Below are 22860 nucleotides of genomic sequence, written 5' to 3'. Positions count from 1 at the left end.
GAGTTGTAGTGGCAGGTAAGGCCCGCGTACACGAGTTGGCCAAGGAACTCGGTGTCACCAGCAAGGAAGTGCTCGCCCGGCTTAACGAACAGGGCGAATTCGTCAAATCCGCGTCCTCGACCGTAGAGGCGCCCGTGGCTCGCCGGCTGCGCGAGTCCTTCGGCGGCGGCAAGGCCGCCGCGGCGCCCGCGAAGGGCGGCGCGAAAGCCCCGGCCAAGGCCCCCGACGCCGCGCTCGGCAAGTCCCTCGATCAAGCCCTCGACAAGGCGATCAACAAGCCGGGCGGCAACGGCGAAGCGACCGCGGCCCCCGCCCGGCCCGCGCCCGGCGGCGTGGCGCCCGCCGCGCAGCGCGCCCCGGCCCCGACCGGCGACGCGCCCGCCCCGCCGGCCCCGGCCGCGCGGCCGTCGGCGCCGCCGCCGGGGCAGCCGGGCCCGCACCCCGGCATGACGCCCGGCCCGCGCCCGGGCCCGATGCCCAAGCCGGGTGGGGTCCGCACCCCGCGGGTCGGCAACAACCCGTTCTCGTCGGCGCAACCCGTCGACCGGCCCATCCCGCGCCCCATGGCGCCGCGCCCCGGCGCGCCCCGGCCGGGTGCCCCGCGCCCGGGCGCGTCGCCCGGCAGCATGCCGCCGCGCCCCGGCGGCGCCGCGGGCCAGGGCCGTCCCGCGCGGCCGGGCGCGCCGCGTCCCGGCGGCGGCCGGCCCGGTGGGCCCGGCGGCCGCGACGGCGGCGGCGGCAACTACCGCGGCGGTGGCGGCGTCGGCGCCCCACCCGGGGGAGGCTTTCGGGGCCGTCCCGGCGGCGGTGGCGGTGGCCGTCCCGGCCAGCGCGGCGGCGCGGCCGGCGCGTTCGGCCGTCCCGGCGGCGCGCCCCGGCGCGGCCGCAAGTCCAAGCGGGCGAAGCGCGCCGAATACGAGAACATGCAGGCCCCGGTCGTCGGCGGCGTGCGGCTGCCGCACGGCAACGGCGAGACGATCCGGCTGGCCCGCGGCGCGTCCTTGTCGGACTTCGCCGAGAAGATCGACGCCAACCCGGCGGCGCTGGTGCAGGCGCTGTTCAACCTCGGCGAGATGGTGACCGCCACGCAATCGGTGGGCGACGAGACGCTCGAGCTGCTGGGCAGCGAGATGAACTACGTCGTGCAGGTCGTCAGCCCGGAGGACGAGGACCGCGAGCTGCTCGAATCGTTCGACCTGACCTACGGAGAAGACTCAGGGGACGAGGCCGATCTGCAGACCCGGCCGCCGGTGGTGACCGTGATGGGTCACGTCGACCACGGTAAGACTCGCCTGCTCGACACCATCCGAAAGGCCAACGTCCGCGAGGGCGAGGCCGGCGGCATCACCCAGCACATCGGTGCCTACCAGGTGACCGTCGAACACGACGGTGTCGAGCGGCCGATCACCTTCATCGACACCCCGGGTCACGAGGCGTTCACCGCCATGCGTGCCCGCGGCGCCAAGGCCACCGACATCGCCATCCTGGTGGTGGCCGCGGACGACGGCGTGATGCCGCAGACGGTGGAGGCCATCAACCACGCGCAGGCGGCCGACGTGCCGATCGTGGTGGCGGTGAACAAGATCGACAAGGAGGGCGCCGACCCGCAGAAGATCCGCGGGCAGCTCACCGAATTCGGTTTGGTGCCAGAGGAATTCGGCGGAGACACGATGTTCGTGGACATCTCGGCCAAGAACGGCACCAACATCGAGGCGCTGGAGGAGGCGGTGCTGCTGACCGCCGACGCCGCCCTGGACCTGCGGGCCAACCCCGACATGGAGGCCCAGGGTGTGGCGATCGAGGCGCACCTGGACCGCGGCCGCGGCCCGGTCGCCACGGTGCTGGTGCAGCGCGGCACCCTGCGCGTCGGCGACTCGGTGGTGGCCGGCGACGCCTACGGCCGCGTGCGCCGCATGGTCGACGAGCACGGCGAGGACGTCGAGGAGGCGCTGCCGTCGCGGCCGGTGCAGGTCATCGGGTTCACGTCGGTGCCGGGCGCCGGTGACAACTTCCTCGTCGTCGACGAGGACCGCATCGCCCGCCAGATCGCCGACCGGCGCAGCGCCCGCAAGCGCAACGCCCTGGCGGCCCGGTCCCGCAAGCGGATCAGCCTGGAGGACCTGGACTCGGCGCTGAAGGAAACCAGCCAGCTGAACCTGATCCTCAAGGGCGACAACGCCGGTACGGTCGAGGCGCTCGAGGAGGCCCTGCTGGGCATCCAGGTCGACGACGAGGTGGCGCTGCGCGTCATCGACCGCGGTGTCGGTGGCATCACCGAAACCAACGTCAACCTGGCGTCGGCGTCGGACGCGATCATCATCGGGTTCAACGTGCGCGCCGAGGGCAAGGCGACCGAGCTGGCCAACCGCGAGGGCGTGGAGATCCGCTACTACTCGGTGATCTACCAGGCGATCGACGAGATCGAGAAGGCCCTGCGCGGCATGCTCAAGCCGATCTACGAGGAAAACCAGCTGGGCCGCGCCGAGATCCGCGCGCTGTTCCGCTCCTCGAAGGTGGGCATCATCGCCGGCTGCATGATCACCTCGGGGGTGGTGCGCCGCAACGCCAAGGCGCGCCTGCTGCGCGACAACATCGTCGTCGCCGACAACCTCACCATCACCTCGCTGCGCCGCGAGAAGGACGACGTGACCGAGGTTCGCGAGGGCTTCGAATGCGGTATGACGCTGGGCTATTCCGACATCAAGGAAGGCGACATCATCGAGTCCTACGAGTTGGTGCAGAAGGAACGGACCTGACCACCACCGCCGACGATGCAGAAGGGGCAGAAGAGATTGTGTGATGAGGTGGGGGTACCCCCGCTTGCGGAGGAGAGGCGGTGAATCTCAATGCCTGATCCCGCCCGGGCGCGCCGCCTGGCCAAGCGGATCTTCACGATCGTCGCCTCGGCGATCGAGTTCGAGATTAAGGATCCGGGGCTGGACGGGGTCACCATCGTCGACGCCAAGGTGACCGCCGACCTGCACGACGCGACGGTGTTCTACACGGTGATGGGCCGCACGCTCGACGAGGAGCCCGACTACGCGGCCGCGGCGGCCGCGCTGGAACGCGCCAAGGGTGCGCTGCGCACCAAGGTCGGCGCCGGCACGGGCGTGCGCTTCACCCCCACCCTCACGTTCACCCGCGACACCACGGCCGACACCGTGCAGCGGATGGACGAGTTGCTGGCGCGCGCCCGCGCGGCGGACGCCGACTTGGCCAAAGTGCGCTCGGGTGCCAAACCCGCCGGGGAGGCCGACCCGTATCGTGCCGGGGGTTCTGGCGACGCCTTCGACGGGAGCACCGGTGACCACGACCGACCCGCGAACTGACCGCGCGGGTGCCCCACCGGGCACACGGGGGGTTTCCGTGGACGCGCAAGGCGCCGTCGAACTGCTGTCGGAGGCCGAGACGGTCGCGGTGATCGCCCACGTGCACCCCGACGCCGACACCATCGGCGCCGGCCTGGCGCTGGCCCTGGTGCTGGACGACTGCGGCAAGCGGGTCGAGGTCAGCTTCGCCGCGCCCGCGAGCCTGCCCGAGTCGCTGGCGTCGCTGCCCGGGTGTCACCTGCTGGTCAGCCCCGACGAGATGCGCCGCGACGTGGATCTCGTTGTCACCGTTGACGTTCCGAGCGTCAACCGGTTGGGCGCCTTGAGCGACGTGGCCCGTGGCGCCGGCCGGCTGCTGGTCGTCGACCACCACGCCACCAACGACCTGTTCGGCACGGCCAACTTCATCGACGTGTCGGCGGATTCCACCACGATGATGATCGCCGACATCCTCGACGCGTGGCGCAAGCCGATCGAGCCGGACGTCGCGCACTGCATCTACGCGGGCCTGACCACCGACACCGGGTCGTTCCGCTGGGCCAGCGCCCGCGCCCTGCGGCTGGCGGCGCGGCTGGTCGACGTCGGCGTGGACAACGCCGCGATCAGCCGGGCGCTGCTGGACAGCCACCCGTTCGGCTGGCTGCCGCTGCTGTCGCGCGTGCTGGGCTCGGCGCGGTTGCTGCCGGACGCGGTCGGCGGCCGGGGCCTGGTCTACGCGGTCGTCGAGCATCGGGACTGGATCAGCTCCCGCCCGGAGGAGGTCGAAAGCATCGTCGACATCGTGCGCACCACCCAGCAGGCCGAGGTGGCGGCGGTCTTCAAGGAGGTCGCCCCGACGCAGTGGTCGGTGTCGATGCGGGCCAAGGCGGAGGTGGACCTGGCGGCGGTCGCCTCGACGTTCGGCGGCGGCGGGCACCGGCTGGCCGCCGGGTACTCGACCGCCGGCGCGGCCGACGAGGTGGTGGCGTCGCTCCGAGCGGCCCTGGGGTGACGGGCGGGCCAAACAGCGGATGCCGCGACACGATCCGCCGCCTGCTCGAACGTGACTCCGAATTACGGCGCTTGAATGCGTTGGTGCGACGCGTCGGGCGCACGCCGGGCCACGTGGTGTTGATGCGGGGCGAGGCCGGTATCGGCAAGACCGCGTTGGTCACCAAGTTCGTGACCGAGATGAGCCAGCCGGTGCGGGTGCTGCAAGGTTGGTGCGAGCCGCTGAGCTCGCCCAGGCCGTTGGGCCCGCTCATCGATGCGCTGGCCGGAATGGATCGGCGCGCGGCGGCCGATCTGACCGGCGCGCTGGCGGAGGGTGACAGCGCCACGGTTTACCGCCAGCTGCTGTGTGTCTTGCGCGGCGGGGCGCGGTGGGTGTGGGTGATCGAGGATGTGCACTGGGCCGACGGCGCGACCCTTGACCTACTGCGCTTCATCGGGCGGCGCATCGGATCACTGCCGCTGCTGCTGGTGATGACCTACCGCGACGACGAGGTGGGCCCGCAGCATCCGCTGACGGTCGCGCTCGGTGACGTGGCCACCTGTGCGGCCATCACCCGCATCCGGCTGAACCCGCTCAGTCGCGACGCGGTGGTCGCGCTGGCCGGCGGCAGCGACCTCAACGCTACCGATCTGCACCGTTTGACCGGCGGAAACCCCTTCTATGTCACCGAGATTCTGGCGGCGGCCAAAGACCGGGAAAGCGGCGACGCGCTGCCGCGCAGCGTCGCCGAGGCGGTGTGGGGTCGGCTGGCCCGGTTGTCGGACGCGGCGCGCGACACCGTATACGCGGCGGCGGTATGCGGGCCCCGCGCCGAATGCGTTCTCGTGGAAAAGGTTTGCCCACACGCGCTGTCGGCCCTGGACGAATGCCTGCGTGCCGGAGTATTGGACGCCGACCATGGCGTGGTGGAGTTCCGCCACGAGCTGGCGCGGCGCGCCACGCTGGACCAGATCCCCGGTCGCCGGCGTCGGGCGCTGCATTCGGCGGCGATGGCCGCGCTGGCGGACCCGCCGGTCGAGCCGGATCGGCTCGCGGCCCTGGCTTTTCACGCCGACCAAGCCGGTGACGACGATGCGGTGGTGCGTTATGGCGTCGCCGGCGCACGGCGCGCCGCGCAGCTCGGCGCCCATCGACAGGCGGCCCAGCTGTATGCCCTGGTACGAAGCCGCGCCGGCACCATCCCGCCGCAGGAGCGGGTGGCGTGGATCGAGGGGCACGCGTTTGCCTGCTACCTGTCGGGCGAAGCCGAGGCGGCCGCGGGGCTCTGGCGCGAGGCCATCGAGATTCGCCGCGAAATGGGCGACCGGCTCGGCGAGGGCGAGAACCTGCGGCTGCTTTCTCAGATGCTGTGGGGCGCGTCGGGTCATGCCGTCGAGGGCATCGAGGCGGCGCGGTCCTCGGTGCGGCTGCTGCAGGACTGCGGCCCCACGCCGCAGCTGGCCTGGGCTCTCGCCAACATGGTGCATTTGACCGCGGTCTCCTATGACCCCGGATGCGCCGAATACGCCGAGCGCGCAACGGCCTTGGGCACCGAGATCGGTGAACCGGGGGTGGTGTTGCGGGCCCGTTGCTTCGCGGAGCTGGCGTCGATATTCGGTGGCGGGGCCCGGTGGGACGTCTGCGAGGCCACCTGGCATGCGGCCATGGCCGAAGAAGAGATGGCCGAACACGTCGGGCTCGTCGGCGCCGGAATGTGTTGGGCGGCAGCGCTGCACCACGACCTCGACCGCGCGCGACGCTACGTCGACGACATGTCGGCATTCTGCGAAGACAACGAGCTGGGCGCCTACCAACCGATGGCCGTCGGCACCGCCGCATTGGTCGCGCTGCATCGAGGTGATTGGGGCGGCGCCATGACGGGAGCCGAAGACGTCCTCACCCGTCCCGGCGTCGCCTTGGTGAACGCCATCATCCCGCGGACCGTCGCGGCGCTGGTGCGAGCGCGCCGGGGCGAAAAGCCGGTCGGGCCGGCGCTGGACGCGCCCGTTGCCGACGCGGGACCGGGTGACTTCTTTCTGTTCGGCGCGGGCTGGGCCGCGCGGGCGGAGATCGCCTGGCTGGCCGGTGACGACGAGCGCGCCGCCGCCGAGGCCGCGGTCGCGCTGCGGGCGGCCGGCCCCCGGGCCGACCCGTGGATCACGGGCCGCCTGCTGCGCTGGCTTCACCTGACCGGCACCCCATGCGCCGACCCGGCCACCACCGGCCCGCAAACCCCGTACCAGCTGGAGGTCAGCGGTGCCTGGCAAGCCGCCGCCGCCGAATGGACCCGCCTCGGCTGCCCGTACGACGCCGCGATCGCGCAACTCGGCGGGGACATCGACGCCGTGGAGGCGGCGTTCGCGGCCTTCCGCCGGCTCGGTGCGCGGGCGGCGGCTCGCCGCGCGCGACAGCGCCTCTCCGAGATCCGCGGCCCCGCGCTTCGGGGTCCCGTCGGGCACAGCAAAACCGACCCCCACCGGCTGACGCAGCGCCAGCGCCAGGTCGCGGACTTGCTGGCCGCCGGCCACAGTGACACCGCGATCGCCGCCGCCCTGCACCTCAGCCCGAAGACCGTCGGGCACCACGTCGAAGCCATCCTGGCCAAGCTCGGCGTCAACAACCGGATCCAGGCTGCCCACGCGCTGCGCCAGCAACCCGCGATCCCCTAGAACGCCCAGCTGCCGGAGCGCTGCAGCACGAAGCCGTGGTCGCCGCTGGTGGCGTCCAGGCAGGCGACGAGGTCGTCGGCGCCGACGGCGCACGTGACGTTGAGGTACGACAGTTTCTGGCCCACGCCCAGCGCCTTGGCCGCGGACGGCAGCGGCGGCGGGCTGCCCTGGCATCCTCCGTAGGACATGCGGCTCAGTTCGTAGCCGGGCCCCTTGAAGTTCACCTGGCCCACCACGCAATCGCCGGGTTTGGGGTGGCCGCCGCCCGGAAACGAGATGTCGTTCAGCCCCGGCACGTCGCCGCTGCACTTGATGTCCTGCGACGGCTGCGGCGCGGGCGCCGGCCCGCCGTAGAAGTCGCAGACCAGGGTTGGCGTGGCAGCGAAACTGACCCGCGGCGTCGAGCCGGGGCCGGCGGCCGCCAGGTAGCCGTCCGCGGGGACGGCGGTAAAGCCGTCGAGGTTGGGAAACCCGGCGGGCGGCAGGGCGCCGGCCCGCGGGGCGGGCGCCGCGATGGCGCAGGCCGCCAGGGTCAGGCCGCCGAAGGCCCGCGCGGTGCGGGCCCCCATTCCGAGGCCGCCACTGCTCATGGTTTCCTCCTGCTGAATCTTGGGGGCCGCTTGGGGGATCTTATTGGTTATCGCACCTGGGCCCGCCCGCGTTGCAGCACGGCCTCGCGGTTGGCGGCGATGTCGTCGCCGCTGGTGCGGAACTGCCGGGCGGCGGTCGCCTCGAGCCACAGCCCCGCGCCGGTCTGGGTGTCGTCGATCCGGTGGTACGACGCCAGCAGCGCCCGCACCGCGTCCTGGTTGTTGCCGACGATCGACGCCGCGACCCGGCGAGCCGTCGGCAGCAGCTCGTCGTGGGGCACCACCTCGGTCACCAGCCCCGCGCGCAGCGCGTCGGCGGCCGACAGGTAATCCCCGGTGAGGCTCATCCGCCGGGCCAGGCCGACGCCCACCTTCTGCGGCAGCCGCACGGTCAGCCCCCAGGTGGGCAGCAGGCCCACCCGGGCGTGTGTGTCGGCGAACCGGGCCCGCTCCGAGGCGATCAGGATGTCGCAGTACAGGGCCAGCTCCAGCCCGCCGGTGACGGCTGCGCCGTTGATCGCGCCGATCACGGGCTTGCTCATCGCGGGCCACCGCGGGGAGATGTCCGGCAACGCGGCCTGGCCGCCCAGCTCCTTGAGGTCCAGCCCCGCGCAGAACACGGGGTCGGCGCCGGTGACGATGACGACGTCGACGTCGTCATCGGCCTGGGCGTCGGTGAGCGCGCCGAAGAACCGGTCCCGCAGCGCCGCGGACAGCGCGTTGCGCGCCTGGGGCCGGTTCAGCGTCAGGGTGCGCACCCGCTCGTCGGTGTCGATCAGCAGGATGTCGTCGCTCATGCCATCACGGTAAAGGGTCGCCTGGCGCGCTTATCGTTGAGCCATGTGCCGGAACATCACCGAACTGCGCGGCCTGCAGCCGGCGGCCACCCCGGAGGAGATCGCGGCGGCCGCGCGCCAGTACGTGCGCAAGGTCAGCGGCATCACCCGCCCGACGACCGCCAACTCGGGGGTCTTCGAGGCGGCCGTCGCCGAGATCACCGAGACCACGACGCGGCTGCTGCGGGCGCTGCCGCCGCGGCGCCAGCCGCCGAAGACGGTCCCGCCGTTGCGCCGGCCGGAGGTGGTGGCCCGCCTCGCAGGGGCGCGATGACCCAGGCCGCGACCGTCCCGGCGCTCAAGGAGTGGGGCGCGGCGGTGCACGCGCTGCTAAACGGGCGGCAGCGCGTGCTGCTGCGCAAGGGCGGCATCGGCGAGAAGCGGTTCGAGCTGGCGGCCCGGGAGTTCCTGCTGTTCCCGACGGTCGCCCACAGCCACGCGCAGCGCGTCCGGCCCGAGCACCGCGACCTGCTTCAGGCCGGCGCAGCCGACTCGGGCGAGCAGCGGGTGATCCTGCGGGCCGCAGCGAAAGTGGTTGCCGCGCAAGAGGTCAACCGCCCCGAGGGGCTCGGCGAGATCGAGGACCTGCACATCTGGACGGCCGAGTCGGTGCGCGCCGACCGGCTGGACTTCCGGCCCAAACACAAGCTGGCGGTGCTGGTGGTGTTGGTGATCCCGTTGGCCGAGCCGGTGCCCATCGCGCGCGCCCCCGAGTACGCGGGCTGCACCAGCTGGGTGCAGCTGCCCCTGGCCCCGCGCCTGGCGTCCCCGGTGCACGACGACGCCGCGCTAGCCGAGGTGGCCCTGCGGGTCCGCGAGGCGGTCGGCTAGCTCGGCGGGCCCGACGGGCAGCAGCAGCCGGGAGCGCCCGTAGTGCACGGCGTGGACCGCGGGCTTGGACTGCCGGCCCGTCAACACCGGTTCGTCGGTGCCCAGGTTGCGCGCGTAGCGCGGGAACCAGCTGCCGGCGATCAGCACCCGGATGCGCGAGCCGGCGCGGAACCGGTGGGCGATGCCGTCGAGTTCGATCCGCACCGTCCGCCTGGCGGTCTTTCCGGCGGGCGCGAGCCGGCGGTAGCCGTCGCTGACATTGCGGGACCGGCCCGCGGCGCCGACCTCGCTGACCCGGACGAACAGGTCGACGTGGGGGTTGTCGGAGGAGTGCCTGAGCTCGATGACCGGGTTCCCGTAGACGTAGAGGTCCTGGGTCAGGGTGACGCTGGTGAACGCGAGCACGTCGTCGCGCAGCGCCAGCGCGCTGTCGTCGCGGTAGCCGCCGTTGGGGGCCAGCAGCGGACCGCCGGTGGTCGGCGTCGGGTCGGCCGGGTCGTAACGAAACCTGGCCGGCGCCAAGCCCTTCAGGTCCGTCGGCGCCGTCTCGCCCAGGTGGCCGCCGGGACGCAGGTACAGGGCGCGTTCGGTGGTGTCGGGCGGCCAGTCCGGCAGGTTGCGCCATCCCTGGCCGGTCACGCACACGTGGACCCGGCTGGGTCGGCGCAAAGCCGCGCCGCCCAGGTGGTGGTTCAGCCAGTCCAGCGACTCGCGCGCGCTGGTGGCCAGGGCCTTGCCGAGCAGCTGGGTGTGTGTCCACGGGCCGACGGTGAGCGCCACGTCGACACCGCGCTCGCGAAGCCGCCGGTATTGCTGCAGCGTCTGCCGCAAGAAGATGTCCTGCCAGCCCCCGATCAGCAGCACCGGCACCCGCGCCCGGTCCAGCGCGGCGCCGAACCGCCGCGCATTCCAGAACGGGTCGTCGCGCTCGGGGTGCTCGAGCCACGATTCGAACCACGGCGCGCCGTCGCCCAGCATCGCCCTCGCCCCGGCGCCCATCGGCACCTCGGCCAGCGCCTGCGCCACCCGCCGGCGGGCCTGCAGCTGGCGCAGCGCGACCCGGATCCGCTGCGGGTCCTCCTGGTGAGACACCAGGTCGCTCCAGCCCAGGAAGTCGTTGACGGCGAACGAGCCGGTGCCCCACACCGAGTCGTTGAAGTCGTGCGGGCCCGCGGTGATGACGGCGGCGGCCAGCTCGGGCGGCGGGTCGGACAGCAGGGCCCACTGCGTGAATCCCAGATACGACACCCCGACGGTGCCGAAGCGACCGGTGAACCAGGGCTGTCCGCGCAGCCAGGCGACGGTGTCGGCGCCGTCGGCGGCCTCGTTGACCATCGGGTCGAACACCCCGCCCGACCCGAACGTGCCCCGCACGCTCTGCAGCACGACGTGGTAGCCGCGGGCCGCGTACAGCCGCGCGAACACCAGCGAGAAGGGGAAGTTCCGCCCGTACGGCCCGCGCACCAGCAGGGTGCCGGCCGGGTTCAGCGTGGCGGGCGCGTAGTGGTCGGCCACCAGCGCGATCCCGTCGCGCATCGGCACCGAAACGCGCTCGACGGCGTAGTCGCTCGTCGCCCGCGCCAGGCCCAACACCCGGCTCAGGGCGTTGCCGCCGAACTGCCGCAGGGTGCCCAGCCTCGGCTGCGCCGGCCGGGTCGTCGTGGTACTCACGACCCCCAGGCTAGATGGGCGGGTCGCTTCAGAACTTGTAGTAGGGCGCGAGGTCGTTGGCGCGTTGCACATTGGTCGACATGCAGTCGACCTCGGGGTTGGAGTAGACCGTCGAGAAATACAGCGCCTGCTGCAGCACGCCGTAGCTGGTCTTGAACGCGACCATGCAGGAGTAGAACCAGTAACTGTTGTGGTAGGTCGGCTTCATCACCCAGTACTGCGCGGCGCGGTGCCCCTGGATCGTGGTCTCGATGGCGTCGGCGGGCAGGGTCTGCTCGTAGGTGCGCCAGATGATCGGCTCGACGGCCAGCTGGTAGTTGCCGGCGTCGAAGTGGCAGCGCAGGCCGTCCTCGTGTTCGGGCGGCGTGAACGCCAGGCCCAGGCCCTGGATCGTGTCGAACGGGATGTCCTCGCACGCGTCGAAGGGGCGCGGGTCGGTCGTCGCCACGATGGGGCTTTTCATGGTGGTTTCCATCGGCTGGGCGGTCGACCGCAGCTCGACGGGCCCGCCGCGGCCCGGCCCCGCCGGGGCGCTGTGCCAACCCACGATCAGCGACGAGGCCAGCGCGCCCAGCGCCCCGATCAGTCGCAGCTTGGCGATCACCACACCCCCTGATCCCGCGGCGGTCCTGCGCCGGGAGTTACAAGCCGACAGGGAAATGGGAACACGTTCTAATCCGGCCGGGCAAGGGGCTGGGCGCAACCGGCTGGTCCGACGGGTCGTTAGGCTGGTTCCTCGTGGTTTCCCATCAGGCGGGGCGGCAATCGGCGAACGGCGCGCCGCCGGCCGGCCAACCCACGCTGTGGGCGGTGTCCGACCTGCACACCGGCCACCTGGGCAACAGGCCGGTCACCGAATCGCTGTACCCGTCCTCGCCCGACGACTGGCTGATCGTCGCCGGCGACGTCGCCGAGCGCACCGACGAGATCCGCTGGGCGCTCGACCTGCTGCGGAAGCGGTTCGCGAAGGTGATCTGGGTGCCGGGCAACCACGAGCTGTGGACCACCAGCCGCGACCCCGTGCAAGTCTTCGGCCGGGCCCGCTACGACTACCTGGTCAACCTGTGCGACGAGCTGGGCATCGTGACGCCCGAGCACCCGTTCCCGGTGTGGACCGAGCGCGGCGGCCCGGCCACGATCGTGCCGATGTTCGTGCTGTACGACTACACCTTCTTGCCCGAGGGGGCGCAGAGCAAAGCCGAGGGCCTGGCCATCGCCCGGGAACGCAACGTGGTGGCCACCGACGAGTTTTTGCTCTCACCCGAGCCGTATCCCACCCGGGAGGCGTGGTGCCGCGAGCGGCTGTCGGTCACCCGCGCCCGCCTCGAGGAGCTCGACTGGATGACCCCGACGGTGTTGGTCAACCACTTCCCGCTGGTCCGAGAGCCCTGCGACGCGCTGTTCTGCCCGGAGTTCTCGCTGTGGTGCGGCACCACCAAGACCGCCGACTGGCACACCCGCTACAACGCCGTCTGCTCCGTCTACGGGCACCTGCACATCCCGCGCACCACCTGGTATGACGACGTGCGCTTCGAGGAGGTGTCGGTCGGCTACCCGCGGGAGTGGCGGCGCCGCAAGCCCTACAGCTGGCTGCGGCAGGTGCTGCCCGACCCCCAGTACGCGCCGGGCTACCTCAACGACTTCGGCGGTCACTTCGTCATCACGCCCGAGATGCGCCGCCAGGCCGAACAGTTCCGGGAACGGTTGCGGCAGCGGCAGTCCCGATGACGGGCCGCATGCTGGTGTCGGCGGTGCTGCCCGACACGGTGTCGCAGGACCTGGCCTACGCCGAGGTGTATTCCGACCCCCCGGGGCTGGCGCCGCTGCCCGAGGAGGAGCCGCTGATCGCCAAGTCGGTCGTCAAGCGGCGCAACGAGTTCATCACCGTCCGCCATTGCGCGCGCATCGCGCTGGGCAACCTGGGCGTGCCGCCGGTGCCGATCCTCAAGGGCGAGAAGGGGGAACCGTGCTGGCCCGACGGCGTGGTGGGCAGCCTCACGCACTGCGCGGGCTACCGCGGCGCGGTGGTGGGACGCAGCCCCGCCGTGCGCTCGGTGGGCATCGACGCCGAACCGCACGACGTGTTGCCCGACGGCGTGCTGGGCGCGATCGCGCTCGAGGAGGAACGGCACGAGATCGCCGCGCTGCCAAACGGCCTGCACTGGGACCGGATCCTGTTCTGCGCCAAGGAGGCGACGTACAAGGCCTGGTTTCCGCTGACCAAGCGCTGGCTGGGTTTCGAGGACGCGCACATCGCGTTCGACGTCGATGCGTCCGGCGGGGGAACCACCGGGGTGTTCGTCTCCAAGATCCTGATCGATCCGCAGGCGCTGTCCGGGCCGCCGCTCGCGGCGCTGCGGGGCCGCTGGTCGGTCGAGCGTGGGCTGGTGCTGACCGCGATCGTGCTATGACCGGCCCCGGCATCGTCGTGGTGGACAAGCCGGCGGGGATGACCAGTCACGACGTGGTGGGCCGGTGCCGGCGGATCTTCGGGACCCGCCGGGTGGGGCACGCGGGAACGCTGGATCCGATGGCCACCGGCGTCCTGGTGATCGGCGTAAACCGCGCCACCAAGATTCTCGGCCTGCTGACGGCCGCGTCGAAGTCCTATGCCGCCACCGTCCGGCTGGGCCAGGCCACGTCCACCGAAGACTCCGAAGGCCAACTGCTGCACCATGTTTCGACCAGGCACGTGACCGACTCGGCGATCGCGGACGCGATGGCCGGGCTGCGTGGCGACATCTTGCAGGTGCCGTCGGCGGTGAGCGCGATCAAGGTGGGCGGGCGCCGCGCGTATCGGCTGGTGCGGGAGGGCCAGTCGGTCGAGCTCGAGGCGCGGCCGGTGCGCGTCGACCGGTTCGAGGCGCTGGCCGTGCGCCGCGAAGGCGACCTGATCGACGTCGACGTCGAGGTCGACTGCTCCTCGGGCACCTACGTCCGCGCGCTGGCCCGCGATTTGGGCGCCGCGCTGGGCGTCGGCGGGCACCTGACGTCGTTGCGGCGCACCCGCGTCGGCCGCCTCGCCCTGGACCAGGCCGTGTCCCTGGATGAGCTGGCCGAGCGGCCCCGGCTGAGCCTGACGCTCGACGAGGCGTGCCTGCTGATGTTCGCCCGCCGCGACCTCACGTCGGAGGAGGCCGCGGCCGCCGGCCACGGACGGGCCCTGAGGCCGGCCGGGATCGAGGGCATCTACGCCGCGACCGCGCCCGACGGCCGGGTGATCGCGCTGCTGCGCGACGAGGGGGACAGGACCAGGTCGGTGGTGGTGATCCGCCCGGCGACGCTGTAGGCATAGGCTGGGCGCGGATCGTCTCGAGCCCGTGCGGAGGTGCGTGGTATGTCCAACAAGGTTTACGTCATCGGCGTCGGTATGACGAAGTTCGAGAAGCCGGGCCGCCGCGAGGGCTGGGACTACCCGGACATGGCGCGCGAGTCGGGGACCAACGCGCTGGCCGACGCGGGCATCGACTACCGCGACGTCGAGCAGGGCTACGTGGGCTACGTCGCCGGCGATTCCACGTCCGGGCAGCGGGCGCTCTACGAGCTCGGCATGACCGGCATCCCGATCGTCAACGTCAACAACAACTGCTCCACGGGCTCGACCGCGCTGTTCCTGGCGGCGCAGGCCATCCGCGGCGGCATCGTCGACTGCGCGATCGCGCTCGGCTTCGAGAAGATGCAACCGGGCGCGCTGAGCGGCGGCGCCTCCGACCGCGAATCGCCGATGGGCCGCCACATCAAGGCGATGGCCGAGATCGACGAGTTCGCGATGCCCGTCGCGCCGTGGATGTTCGGCGCCGCCGGCCGCGAGCACATGCGCCAGTACGGCACCACCGCCGAGCACTTCGCCAAGATCGGCTACAAGAACCACAAGCACTCGGTGAACAACCCCTACGCCCAGTTCCAGGAGTCCTACACGCTTGACGACATCCTGGCGGCGCGGATGATCTCCGACCCGCTCACCAAGCTGCAGTGCTCGCCCACCTCGGACGGATCGGGTGCGGCGATCCTGGCCTCGGAGGCCTACGTCGACCGCCACGGCCTGGCGGGCCAGGCGGTGGAAATCGTCGGGCAGGCCATGACCACCGATTTCTCCTCGACGTTCGACGGCAGCGCCAAGAACCTCATCGGCTACGACATGAACGTGCAAGCGGCGCAACGCGTTTACGACCAGTGCGGGCTGGGCCCCGAGGACTTTCAGGTGATCGAGCTGCACGACTGCTTCTCGGCCAACGAGCTGCTGCTCTACGAGGCACTGGGCCTTTGCGGCCCCGGCGAGGCGCCCAAGCTGATCGACAACGGCGACACCACCTACGGCGGGCGCTGGGTGGTCAACCCGTCGGGCGGGCTGATCTCCAAGGGACACCCGTTGGGCGCCACCGGTTTGGCGCAGTGCGCCGAACTGACCTGGCAGCTGCGGGGCACCGCCGAGGCGCGCCAGGTCGACAACGTGACCGCGGCGCTGCAGCACAACATCGGCCTCGGCGGCGCCGCGGTGGTGACCGCCTACCAGCGCGCCGAACGCTAAGGGCGCCATGTTCGAATGGTCCGACACGGACCTGATGGTCCGGGACGCCGTCCGCCAGTTCGTCGACAAGGAGATCCGCCCGCACCTCGACGAGCTGGAAAGCGGTGAGCTGTCGCCCTACCCGATCGCCCGCAAGCTGTTCAGCCAGTTCGGTCTCGATGCGATGGCGGCCGAATCGGTCAAGTCGATGCTGGAGCGCGAGCGCTCGGGGGAGACCGAAAAGCGGTCGGACACAGGCGGTTTCGGCGGCGGCGCGCAGGCGTCGATGATCGCGGTGCTGGTGTCCGAGCTGGCCCGGGTGAGCATCGGGTTGCTGAGCACCGCGTCGGTCAGCCTCGGACTCGGCGCGGCGACCATCATGAGCCGGGGCACGCTGGCCCAGAAGGAGCGCTGGCTGCCCGACCTGGTGACGTTGAAAAAGATCGCGGCGTGGGCCATCACCGAGCCGGACTCGGGCTCGGATGCGTTCGGCGGCATGAAGACCACCGTCCGTCGCTCCGGCGACGCAGACGGGGCCTACATCCTCAACGGGCAGAAGACCTTCATCACCAACGGGCCCTACGCCGACGTGCTGGTCGTCTACGCCAAGCTCGACGACGGGGACGCCTCGGCGGACACGCGGAACCGCCCGGTGCTCGTCTTCGTGCTCGACGCGGGCATGCCCGGCCTGACGCAGGGCAAGCCGTTCAAGAAGATGGGCATGATGTCCTCGCCGACGGGCGAGCTGTTCTTCGACAACGTGCGCCTGACCCCCGACCGCCTGCTCGGGGAGAGCGAGCAGCACGCGGCGGGGGACGGCCGCGAGAGCGCGCGCGACAACTTCGCCGCCGAGCGGATCGGGATCGCGATGATGGCGCTGGGCATCATCGACGAATGCCACCGGTTGTGCGTCGATTACGCCAAGACGCGGACCCTGTGGGGCAAGAACATCGGGCAATTCCAGCTGATCCAGCTCAAGCTGGCCAAGATGGAGATCGCCCGAATGAACGTGCAGAACATGGTGTTTCACACCATCGAGCGGCAGCGGGCGGGCAAGCCCCTGACGCTGGCCGAGGCGTCGGCGATCAAGCTGTACTCCTCGGAGGCGGCCACCGACGTCGCGATGGAGGCCGTCCAGCTCTTCGGCGGCAACGGCTACATGGCCGAGTACCGGGTCGAGCAGCTGGCCCGCGACGCCAAGTCGCTGATGATCTACGCCGGCAGCAACGAGGTACAGGTCACCCACATCGCCAAGGGGCTGCTGAGCTAGACGGCATGCGTGCGCCGAACGTGCTCTGAGGGTGGCAAATCGGCGAAAATCCCGCCCTGAGAGCACGTTCGGCGAGCAAAGAAGCTAGGCGACCACCCAGATCGCGCGGGCCGCCGGGCTGCCCAGGTCGACCGTGCTCTCGGCGCCGTCGGCGGCCTGGATCGCCACCGAGATCATGCCGGCGAATTCGCGGCGGGTCAGCACCCGCAGCCGGGAGTCGAGGCTGATCCCGACGTCGGTGAAGTACCGCAGCATCTGCGGGTCGGCGTCGGAGATGCGGGCCACCGTCCCGGTGTCCCCGTCTCCGCACGCCCACAACTGACGGGCCGGGGGCGTGGGCACCTGCCCGTCGGACGCCGGGATCGGGTCGCCGTGCGGATCCCGCTGCGGAAACCCCAGCTTGGCGTCGATGCGGGCGACCAGCCGATCCGACACCGCGTGCTCGAGCACCTCGGCCTCGTCGTGCACCTCGTCCCAGCCGTAGCCCAGCTCGTTGACCAAAAACGTCTCCAGCAGCCGGTGCCGGCGCACCACTTCGAGCGCCGCGCGGCGCCCGGCCTCGGTCAGCGTCACCGCGCCGTACTTCTCGTGATCGACCAGGCCCTGCTCGGCGAGCTTGCGGATCGACTCCGACGCCGTGCTGGCCGACACCCCGATCTTCTCGGCCAGCATCTTGGTGCTGACCTTTTCGGGGCGGCCGTCGGTGGACCACTCCTGGGCATTCCAGATGACCTTCAGATAGTCCTGGCCGACCGCGGTGATGCCGCCAGGCTCGTCATCAGCCCTCACAAGCAAAAAGTCTAGGCAACCCAGGCCTGATCCGGCGCGGCGCCGTAGGCTTGCGGTCGTGCAGCGGTGGCGCGGCCAAGACGAGATTCCCACGGACTGGGGCAGATGCGTGCTCACCATCGGGGTGTTCGACGGCGTGCACAGGGGCCACGCCGAGCTGATCGCGCACGCGGTCAAGGCCGGCCGCGCCCGCAACGTGCCGACCGTGCTGATGACCTTCGACCCGCACCCGATGGAAGTGGTCTATCCCGGCAGCCACCCCGCGCAGCTGACGACGCTGACTCGCCGGGCCGAGCTGGTCGAGGAACTGGGCATCGACGTCTTCCTGGTGATGCCTTTCACCAGCGACTTCATGAAGCTCACCCCGGAGCGCTACGTCCACGAGCTGCTCGTGGAAAACCTGCACGTGGTGGAGGTCGTGGTGGGGGAGAACTTCACGTTCGGCAAGAAGGCGGCCGGCGACGTTGAGACCCTGCGCCGCGCGGGCGAGCGGTTCGGCTTCGCGGTGGAAGCGATGTCGCTGCTCTCCGAGCACCACAGCAACGAGACCGTGACGTTCTCGTCCACCTACATCCGCTCGTGCGTGGACGCCGGCGACGTGGTGGCCGCGGCCGAGGCGCTGGGCCGCCCGCACCGCGTCGAGGGCGTCGTCGTCCGGGGCGAGGGGCGCGGCACGGAGCTGGGCTTTCCCACCGCCAACGTGGCCCCGCCGATGTACTCGGCGATCCCCGCCGACGGCGTGTACGCCGCCTGGTTCACCGTGCTGGGGCACGGCCCGGTGACCGGCACCGTCATCCCCGGGGAGCGTTACCAGGCCGCCGTGTCGGTCGGCACCAACCCCACCTTCTCCGGGCGCACCCGCACCGTCGAGGCCTTCGTGCTGGACACCACCGCCGACCTGTACGGGCAGCACGTGGCGCTGGACTTCGTGGCGCGCATCCGCGGGCAGCGCAGGTTCGATTCGGTGAAGGACCTGATCGCCGCGATGGGCGACGACACCGAACGGGCCCGCACCCTGCTCACGGATTGAGGGTCGGCGGCGCGCGGCTGATAAACTGCCCGTTGACATCGGCGCGCGCTGCGGTTCGCGGTGGCCGCGCCGTGAAATCTTAGATCGCGGACCAATCGATGGAGATGTATTCGTGGCGCTGACTGCCGAGCAGAAGAAAGAAATCCTGGCCACCTACGGCCTGCACGAGACCGACACCGGGTCGCCGGAGGCGCAGGTTGCCCTGCTGACCAAGCGGATCGCGGACCTCACCGAGCACCTCAAGGTGCACAAGCATGACCACCACTCGCGGCGCGGACTGCTGCTGCTGGTGGGCCGCCGGCGCCGGCTGCTCAAGTACGTGTCGCAGATCGACGTGGAGCGCTACCGCTCGCTGGTCGAGCGGCTGGGCCTGCGTCGCTGACGCCCGGCAAATCCGCCGGTCCCTCTGGCGGGCCACGTTCGCCCGTGTAGAGTGGGAGTGTTCTGGGCCGGTTCGCCCCGAGCAAACGGTGCGGTTCGCGCAGATCCGCGCGTGCCGTTCCAGCGTGCCGCTATGCACGTCCCCAAGCAGCCCCGTCTGCGTCGGGCGGTCTTCGGTAGTGGCTGCCGGGCTCTCCGGATCTGGGGCAGGTCGGCCGCTTCGATCGATGGCCGTAGCCGCATTCAGACTCGTGCTCTTCCGGGTTTTGCGTGGGCGCGCGAAAAAGCCGATAACTTGAGAGAGGCCATACGGACACCCATGTCTGTAGCTGAAATTGAAGAGGGCGTCTTCGAGGCGACCGCCATCATCGACAACGGGAGCTTCGGCACCCGCACCGTCCGTTTCGAGACCGGCAGGCTGGCCCAGCAGGCCGCCGGCGCCGTGGTCGCCTACCTGGACGACGAGAACATGCTGTTGTCGGCGACCACCGCCAGCAAGACCCCCAAGGAGCACTTCGACTTCTTCCCGCTGACCGTCGACGTCGAGGAGCGGATGTACGCCGCCGGCCGCATCCCCGGCTCGTTCTTCCGCCGCGAGGGCCGTCCCTCCACCGACGCGATCCTGACCTGCCGGCTGATCGACCGCCCGCTGCGCCCGTCGTTCGTTTCCGGGCTGCGCAACGAGATCCAGGTGGTCGTGACGATCCTGAGCCTGGACCCCAACGACCTGTACGACGTGCTGGCGATCAACGCCGCGTCGGCGTCCACCCAGCTGGGCGGCCTGCCGTTCTCCGGCCCCATCGGGGGAGTTCGAGTGGCGCTGATCGACGGCACCTGGGTGGCGTTCCCCACCGTCGAGCAGCTGGAGCGGGCCGTGTTCGACATGGTGGTGGCCGGTCGCATCGTCGGCGAGCAGCCCGGTGATCAGGGCAAGCCGGACGTGGCGATCATGATGGTCGAGGCTGAGGCCACCGAGAACGTCATCGCCCTCGTCGAGGGCGGCGCCCAGGCGCCGACGGAAAGCGTTGTGGCCGAAGGCCTCGAGGCCGCCAAGCCGTTCATCGCCGCGCTGTGCGCCGCGCAGCAGGAGCTGGCCGACGCCGCGGCCAAGCCCACCGGCGAGTACCCGGTGTTCCCCGACTACGGCGACGACGTCTACTACTCGGTGGCCTCGGTGGCCACCGACGAGCTGGCCAAGGCGCTGACCATCGGCGGCAAGGCCGAGCGTGACGCGCGCACCGACGAGCTCAAGGCCGAGGTGGTCGCGCGCCTCGCCGAGACCTACGAGGGCCGCGAAAAGGAGGTCAGCGCCGCGTTCCGCTCGCTGACCAAAAAGCTGGTGCGCCAGCGCATCCTGACCGACCACTTCCGCATCGACGGCCGCGGCATCACGGACATCCGCGCGTTGAGCGCCGAGGTCGCCGTCGTGCCGCGGGCGCATGGCAGCGCGCTGTTCGAGCGCGGCGAGACCCAGATCCTGGGCATCACAACGCTGGACATGATGAAGATGGCCCAGCAGATCGACTCGCTGGGGCCCGAAACCACCAAGCGCTACATGCACCACTACAACTTCCCGCCGTATTCGACCGGCGAGACCGGGCGGGTGGGCTCGCCCAAGCGGCGCGAGATCGGGCACGGCGCGCTGGCCGAGCGGGCCCTGATCCCGGTGCTGCCCAGCGTCGAGGAGTTCCCGTACGCGATCCGGCAGGTGTCCGAGGCGCTGGGCTCCAACGGCTCGACGTCGATGGGGTCGGTGTGCGCGTCCACGCTGGCGCTGCTCAACGCCGGCGTGCCGCTCAAGGCGCCGGTGGCCGGCATCGCCATGGGCCTGGTCTCCGACGACGTCGACGTCGACGGCCGCACCGAGCGCCGCTTCGTCACCCTGACCGACATCCTGGGCGCCGAGGACGCGTTCGGCGACATGGACTTCAAGTGCGCCGGCACCAAGGACTTCGTCACCGCGCTGCAGCTCGACACCAAGCTCGACGGCATCCCGTCGCAGGTCCTCGCGGGTGCGCTGGCGCAGGCCAAGGACGCCCGGCTGACCATCCTCGAGGTGATGGCCGAGGCCATCGACGCCCCCGACGAAATGAGCCCGTACGCGCCGCGGGTGACCACCATCAAGGTCCCCGTCGACAAGATCGGCGAGGTCATCGGGCCCAAGGGCAAGGTCATCAACGCCATCACCGAGGAGACCGGCGCGCAGATCTCGATCGAGGACGACGGCACCGTGTTCGTCGGCGCCACCGACGGCCCCTCGGCGCAGGCCGCGATCGACCGGATCAACGCGATCGCCAACCCGCAGCTGCCCACCGTTGGCGAGCGGTTCCTCGGAACCGTGGTCAAGACAACGGATTTCGGCGCCTTCGTGTCGCTGCTGCCCGGCCGCGACGGCCTGGTGCACATCTCGAAGCTGGGCAAGGGCAAGCGCATCGCCAAGGTCGAGGACGTGGTGAACGTCGGCGACAAGCTACGCGTGGAGATCGCCGACATCGACAAGCGGGGCAAGATCTCGCTGGTGCTGGTCGAGGAAGACAGCGCAGCCCACGCCGACTCCGCGCGCCCTCAGGCGGCCGCCCCTGCCGATGCCGCGACCGCGAGCAGCTGACCCCGCGCTGCGGCGGGGCCGCCACGGCGCCGCAGCGAAACCCGAACCCCAGGCCGCGCTGCGCCGCACCACTTTGCCGGGCGGCCTGCGGGTGGTCACCGAGTACCTGCCCGCGGTGCGCTCGGCGTCGGTCGGGGTCTGGGTCGGCGTCGGTTCGCGCGACGAGGGTGCCACCGTGGCCGGGGCCGCGCACTTCCTCGAGCACCTGCTGTTCAAGTCGACCCCGACCCGCACGGCCGTCGACATCGCGCAGGCGATGGACGCCGTCGGCGGCGAGCTGAACGCGTTCACCGCCAAGGAGCACACCTGCTACTACGCCCACGTGCTCGACAGCGATTTGGCCCTGGCCGTCGACCTGGTCGCCGACGTGGTGCTCAACGGGCGCTGCGCGGCCGAAGACGTCGAGCTGGAGCGCGACGTCGTCCTCGAGGAGATCGCCATGCGCGACGACGACCCCGAGGATGCGCTGGGAGACCTGTTTTTGGGCGCGCTGTTCGGCGACCACCCCGTGGGCCGCCCGGTGATCGGCACCGCGGACTCGGTGTCGGCGATGACGCGGGCCCAGCTGCACTCGTTTCACGTGCGGCGCTACACCCCGGAGCGGATGGTCGTCGCGGTGGCCGGCAACGTCGACCACGACGAGGTGATCGCGTTGGTGCGCGAGCACTTCGGGCCGCACCTGGTGCGCGGCCGCAAGCCCCTCGCCCCGCGCAAGGGCGCCGGCCGGGTCGCCGGGCGCCCCGGGCTGACGCTGGTCAACCGCGACGCCGAGCAGACCCACGTGTCGCTGGGCGTCCGCACCCCCGGGCGCGGCTGGGAGCATCGCTGGGCGCTGTCGGTGCTGCACACCGCGCTGGGCGGCGGGCTGAGCTCGCGGCTGTTCCAGGAGGTCCGCGAGCTGCGCGGGCTGGCCTACTCGGTCTATTCGGCGCTGGACATCTTCGCCGACAGCGGCGCGCTGTCGGTGTATGCCGCCTGCCTGCCCGAGCGCTTCGCCGACGTGATGGCCGTGACCGGCGAGGTGCTCCAATCGGTGGCGCGCGACGGCATCACCGAGGCGGAATGCCGCATCGCCAAGGGGTCGCTGCGCGGCGGGCTGGTCCTCGGGCTGGAGGACTCCAGCTCCCGGATGAGCCGCATCGGCCGCAGCGAACTGAACTACGGCAAACACCGCAGCATCGAGCACACCCTGCAACAGATCGACGCGGTCACCGTCGACGAGGTCAACGCGGTGGCCCGCCGCCTGCTGACCAAGAGCTACGGCGCCGCCGTCCTGGGCCCGTATCCCTCGAAACGATCGCTGCCCCAACGACTTCGGGCGATGGTACCCTAACTCCGATGTCCGCCTCCTCACTCGCGCCGTGCCGGCGCTCGCC

At 71.2% G+C, this 22860-nt stretch carries 20 protein-coding genes; 15 read left to right on the top strand and 5 right to left on the bottom strand.

Annotation, left to right across the window (positions count from 1 at the left end; translation table 11 throughout):
- Window positions 1-8 precede the first annotated feature (8 nt).
- From infB to AWC19_RS28370, 4 genes are all read left to right on the top strand, one after another.
- On the top strand, window positions 9-2756 hold the full coding sequence (gene infB / locus AWC19_RS28385) for a translation initiation factor IF-2 (RefSeq protein WP_085081384.1): 2748 nt from the start codon (window positions 9-11) through the stop codon (window positions 2754-2756).
- 90 nt (window positions 2757-2846) lie between these two features.
- A complete protein-coding gene (rbfA, locus tag AWC19_RS28380) occupies window positions 2847-3329 on the top strand; it encodes a 30S ribosome-binding factor RbfA (protein ID WP_085081383.1) in 483 nt (160 codons plus the stop codon).
- On the top strand, window positions 3304-4320 hold the full coding sequence (locus AWC19_RS28375; RefSeq protein WP_372508549.1) for a DHH family phosphoesterase: 1017 nt from the start codon (window positions 3304-3306) through the stop codon (window positions 4318-4320). Before rbfA ends, AWC19_RS28375 begins: the two co-directional genes overlap by 26 nt.
- Window positions 4317-6971: an ATP-binding protein gene (locus AWC19_RS28370; RefSeq protein WP_281255323.1), complete on the top strand. Its 2655-nt coding sequence runs from the start codon at window positions 4317-4319 to the stop codon at window positions 6969-6971. Before AWC19_RS28375 ends, AWC19_RS28370 begins: the two co-directional genes overlap by 4 nt.
- Here the strand turns inward: AWC19_RS28370 and AWC19_RS28365 are convergent.
- Window positions 6968-7561, bottom strand: a complete 594-nt coding sequence (locus AWC19_RS28365) for a hypothetical protein (RefSeq protein WP_085081381.1) — start codon at window positions 7559-7561, stop codon at window positions 6968-6970. The genes AWC19_RS28370 and AWC19_RS28365 overlap by 4 nt on opposite strands.
- A 47-nt stretch (window positions 7562-7608) precedes the next feature.
- Entirely contained in the window at window positions 7609-8358 is a 750-nt protein-coding gene (locus tag AWC19_RS28360) for an enoyl-CoA hydratase (RefSeq protein WP_085081380.1), read from the bottom strand.
- Window positions 8359-8401: 43 nt separating this feature from the next.
- Between AWC19_RS28360 and AWC19_RS28355 the strand changes: the two genes are divergently transcribed.
- On the top strand, window positions 8402-8671 hold the full coding sequence (locus tag AWC19_RS28355; RefSeq protein WP_085081379.1) for a DUF2277 domain-containing protein: 270 nt from the start codon (window positions 8402-8404) through the stop codon (window positions 8669-8671).
- Entirely contained in the window at window positions 8668-9228 is a 561-nt protein-coding gene (locus AWC19_RS28350; protein ID WP_085081378.1) for a DUF1802 family protein, read from the top strand. The genes AWC19_RS28355 and AWC19_RS28350 overlap by 4 nt, the downstream gene beginning before the upstream one ends.
- On the opposite strand, the gene AWC19_RS28345 is transcribed toward AWC19_RS28350, so the two are convergent.
- Both AWC19_RS28345 and AWC19_RS28340 read right to left on the bottom strand, forming a co-directional pair.
- Window positions 9187-10899 carry a CocE/NonD family hydrolase gene (locus AWC19_RS28345; RefSeq protein WP_085081377.1) on the bottom strand — a complete coding sequence of 571 codons (1713 nt, stop codon included), beginning with the start codon at window positions 10897-10899 and terminating at the stop codon, window positions 9187-9189. The two genes, AWC19_RS28350 and AWC19_RS28345, sit on opposite strands and share 42 nt — an antisense overlap.
- A gap of 28 nt (window positions 10900-10927) precedes the next feature.
- Window positions 10928-11503, bottom strand: coding sequence for a DUF3558 domain-containing protein (locus AWC19_RS28340; protein WP_085081400.1), 576 nt, complete (start codon window positions 11501-11503; stop codon window positions 10928-10930).
- Between the two features lie 134 nt (window positions 11504-11637).
- On the opposite strand from AWC19_RS28340, the gene AWC19_RS28335 reads away from it, so the two are divergent.
- The 5 genes from AWC19_RS28335 to AWC19_RS28315 are packed head-to-tail and all read left to right on the top strand — an operon-like array spanning window position 11638 to window position 16676.
- Window positions 11638-12627, top strand: coding sequence for a metallophosphoesterase family protein (locus AWC19_RS28335; RefSeq protein WP_085081376.1), 990 nt, complete (start codon window positions 11638-11640; stop codon window positions 12625-12627).
- Entirely contained in the window at window positions 12624-13310 is a 687-nt protein-coding gene (gene pptT / locus AWC19_RS28330) for a 4'-phosphopantetheinyl transferase PptT (protein WP_085081375.1), read from the top strand. Before AWC19_RS28335 ends, pptT begins: the two co-directional genes overlap by 4 nt.
- Entirely contained in the window at window positions 13307-14188 is an 882-nt protein-coding gene (gene truB / locus AWC19_RS28325; RefSeq protein WP_085081374.1) for a tRNA pseudouridine(55) synthase TruB, read from the top strand. Before pptT ends, truB begins: the two co-directional genes overlap by 4 nt.
- 48 nt (window positions 14189-14236) lie before the next feature.
- The gene (locus tag AWC19_RS28320; protein WP_085081373.1) at window positions 14237-15427 is read left to right on the top strand and encodes a lipid-transfer protein; all 1191 of its coding nucleotides are present in this window, start codon (window positions 14237-14239) and stop codon (window positions 15425-15427) included.
- Window positions 15428-15434: 7 nt separating this feature from the next.
- The gene (locus tag AWC19_RS28315) at window positions 15435-16676 is read left to right on the top strand and encodes an acyl-CoA dehydrogenase family protein (protein ID WP_085081372.1); all 1242 of its coding nucleotides are present in this window, start codon (window positions 15435-15437) and stop codon (window positions 16674-16676) included.
- An 84-nt stretch (window positions 16677-16760) separates the two neighbouring features.
- Here AWC19_RS28315 and mntR read toward each other — a convergent pair whose 3' ends face one another.
- Window positions 16761-17465: a manganese-binding transcriptional regulator MntR gene (mntR, locus tag AWC19_RS28310; RefSeq protein WP_085081371.1), complete on the bottom strand. Its 705-nt coding sequence runs from the start codon at window positions 17463-17465 to the stop codon at window positions 16761-16763.
- 58 nt (window positions 17466-17523) lie between these two features.
- Here mntR and AWC19_RS28305 point away from each other — a divergent pair, with 58 nt between their 5' ends.
- The 4 genes from AWC19_RS28305 (at window position 17524) to AWC19_RS28290 (ending at window position 22817) form a co-directional block, all read left to right on the top strand.
- Window positions 17524-18495, top strand: coding sequence for a bifunctional riboflavin kinase/FAD synthetase (locus AWC19_RS28305; protein WP_085081370.1), 972 nt, complete (start codon window positions 17524-17526; stop codon window positions 18493-18495).
- Between the two features lie 112 nt (window positions 18496-18607).
- Entirely contained in the window at window positions 18608-18877 is a 270-nt protein-coding gene (rpsO, locus tag AWC19_RS28300) for a 30S ribosomal protein S15 (protein ID WP_085081369.1), read from the top strand.
- A gap of 318 nt (window positions 18878-19195) precedes the next feature.
- Window positions 19196-21484 (top strand): polyribonucleotide nucleotidyltransferase, encoded by a 2289-nt coding sequence (locus tag AWC19_RS28295; protein ID WP_085081368.1) that lies wholly within the window; start codon window positions 19196-19198, stop codon window positions 21482-21484.
- A complete protein-coding gene (locus tag AWC19_RS28290; protein ID WP_085081367.1) occupies window positions 21462-22817 on the top strand; it encodes a M16 family metallopeptidase in 1356 nt (451 codons plus the stop codon). The genes AWC19_RS28295 and AWC19_RS28290 overlap by 23 nt, the downstream gene beginning before the upstream one ends.
- Window positions 22818-22860: the final 43 nt, after the last annotated feature.

The organism is Mycobacterium palustre (assembly GCF_002101785.1).
GTDB lineage: Bacteria > Actinomycetota > Actinomycetes > Mycobacteriales > Mycobacteriaceae > Mycobacterium > Mycobacterium palustre.
The sequence above is the reverse complement of the archived record's forward strand: the minus strand, read 5'-3'. Positions and strand labels throughout refer to the sequence as shown.

What these genes read in the sequence shown, in the direction of transcription:
- rbfA (WP_085081383.1), top strand. Translation starts at nt 2,847, where the DNA reads ATGCCTGATCCCGCCCGGGCGCGCCGCCTGGCCAAGCGGATCTTCACG.
- AWC19_RS28365 (WP_085081381.1), bottom strand. Translation starts at nt 7,561, where the DNA reads ATGAGCAGTGGCGGCCTCGGAATGGGGGCCCGCACCGCGCGGGCCTTC.
- AWC19_RS28360 (WP_085081380.1), bottom strand. Translation starts at nt 8,358, where the DNA reads ATGAGCGACGACATCCTGCTGATCGACACCGACGAGCGGGTGCGCACC.
- AWC19_RS28355 (WP_085081379.1), top strand. Translation starts at nt 8,402, where the DNA reads ATGTGCCGGAACATCACCGAACTGCGCGGCCTGCAGCCGGCGGCCACC.
- AWC19_RS28350 (WP_085081378.1), top strand. Translation starts at nt 8,668, where the DNA reads ATGACCCAGGCCGCGACCGTCCCGGCGCTCAAGGAGTGGGGCGCGGCG.
- pptT (WP_085081375.1), top strand. Translation starts at nt 12,624, where the DNA reads ATGACGGGCCGCATGCTGGTGTCGGCGGTGCTGCCCGACACGGTGTCG.
- truB (WP_085081374.1), top strand. Translation starts at nt 13,307, where the DNA reads ATGACCGGCCCCGGCATCGTCGTGGTGGACAAGCCGGCGGGGATGACC.
- AWC19_RS28320 (WP_085081373.1), top strand. Translation starts at nt 14,237, where the DNA reads ATGTCCAACAAGGTTTACGTCATCGGCGTCGGTATGACGAAGTTCGAG.
- AWC19_RS28315 (WP_085081372.1), top strand. Translation starts at nt 15,435, where the DNA reads ATGTTCGAATGGTCCGACACGGACCTGATGGTCCGGGACGCCGTCCGC.
- AWC19_RS28295 (WP_085081368.1), top strand. Translation starts at nt 19,196, where the DNA reads ATGTCTGTAGCTGAAATTGAAGAGGGCGTCTTCGAGGCGACCGCCATC.
- AWC19_RS28290 (WP_085081367.1), top strand. Translation starts at nt 21,462, where the DNA reads ATGCCGCGACCGCGAGCAGCTGACCCCGCGCTGCGGCGGGGCCGCCAC.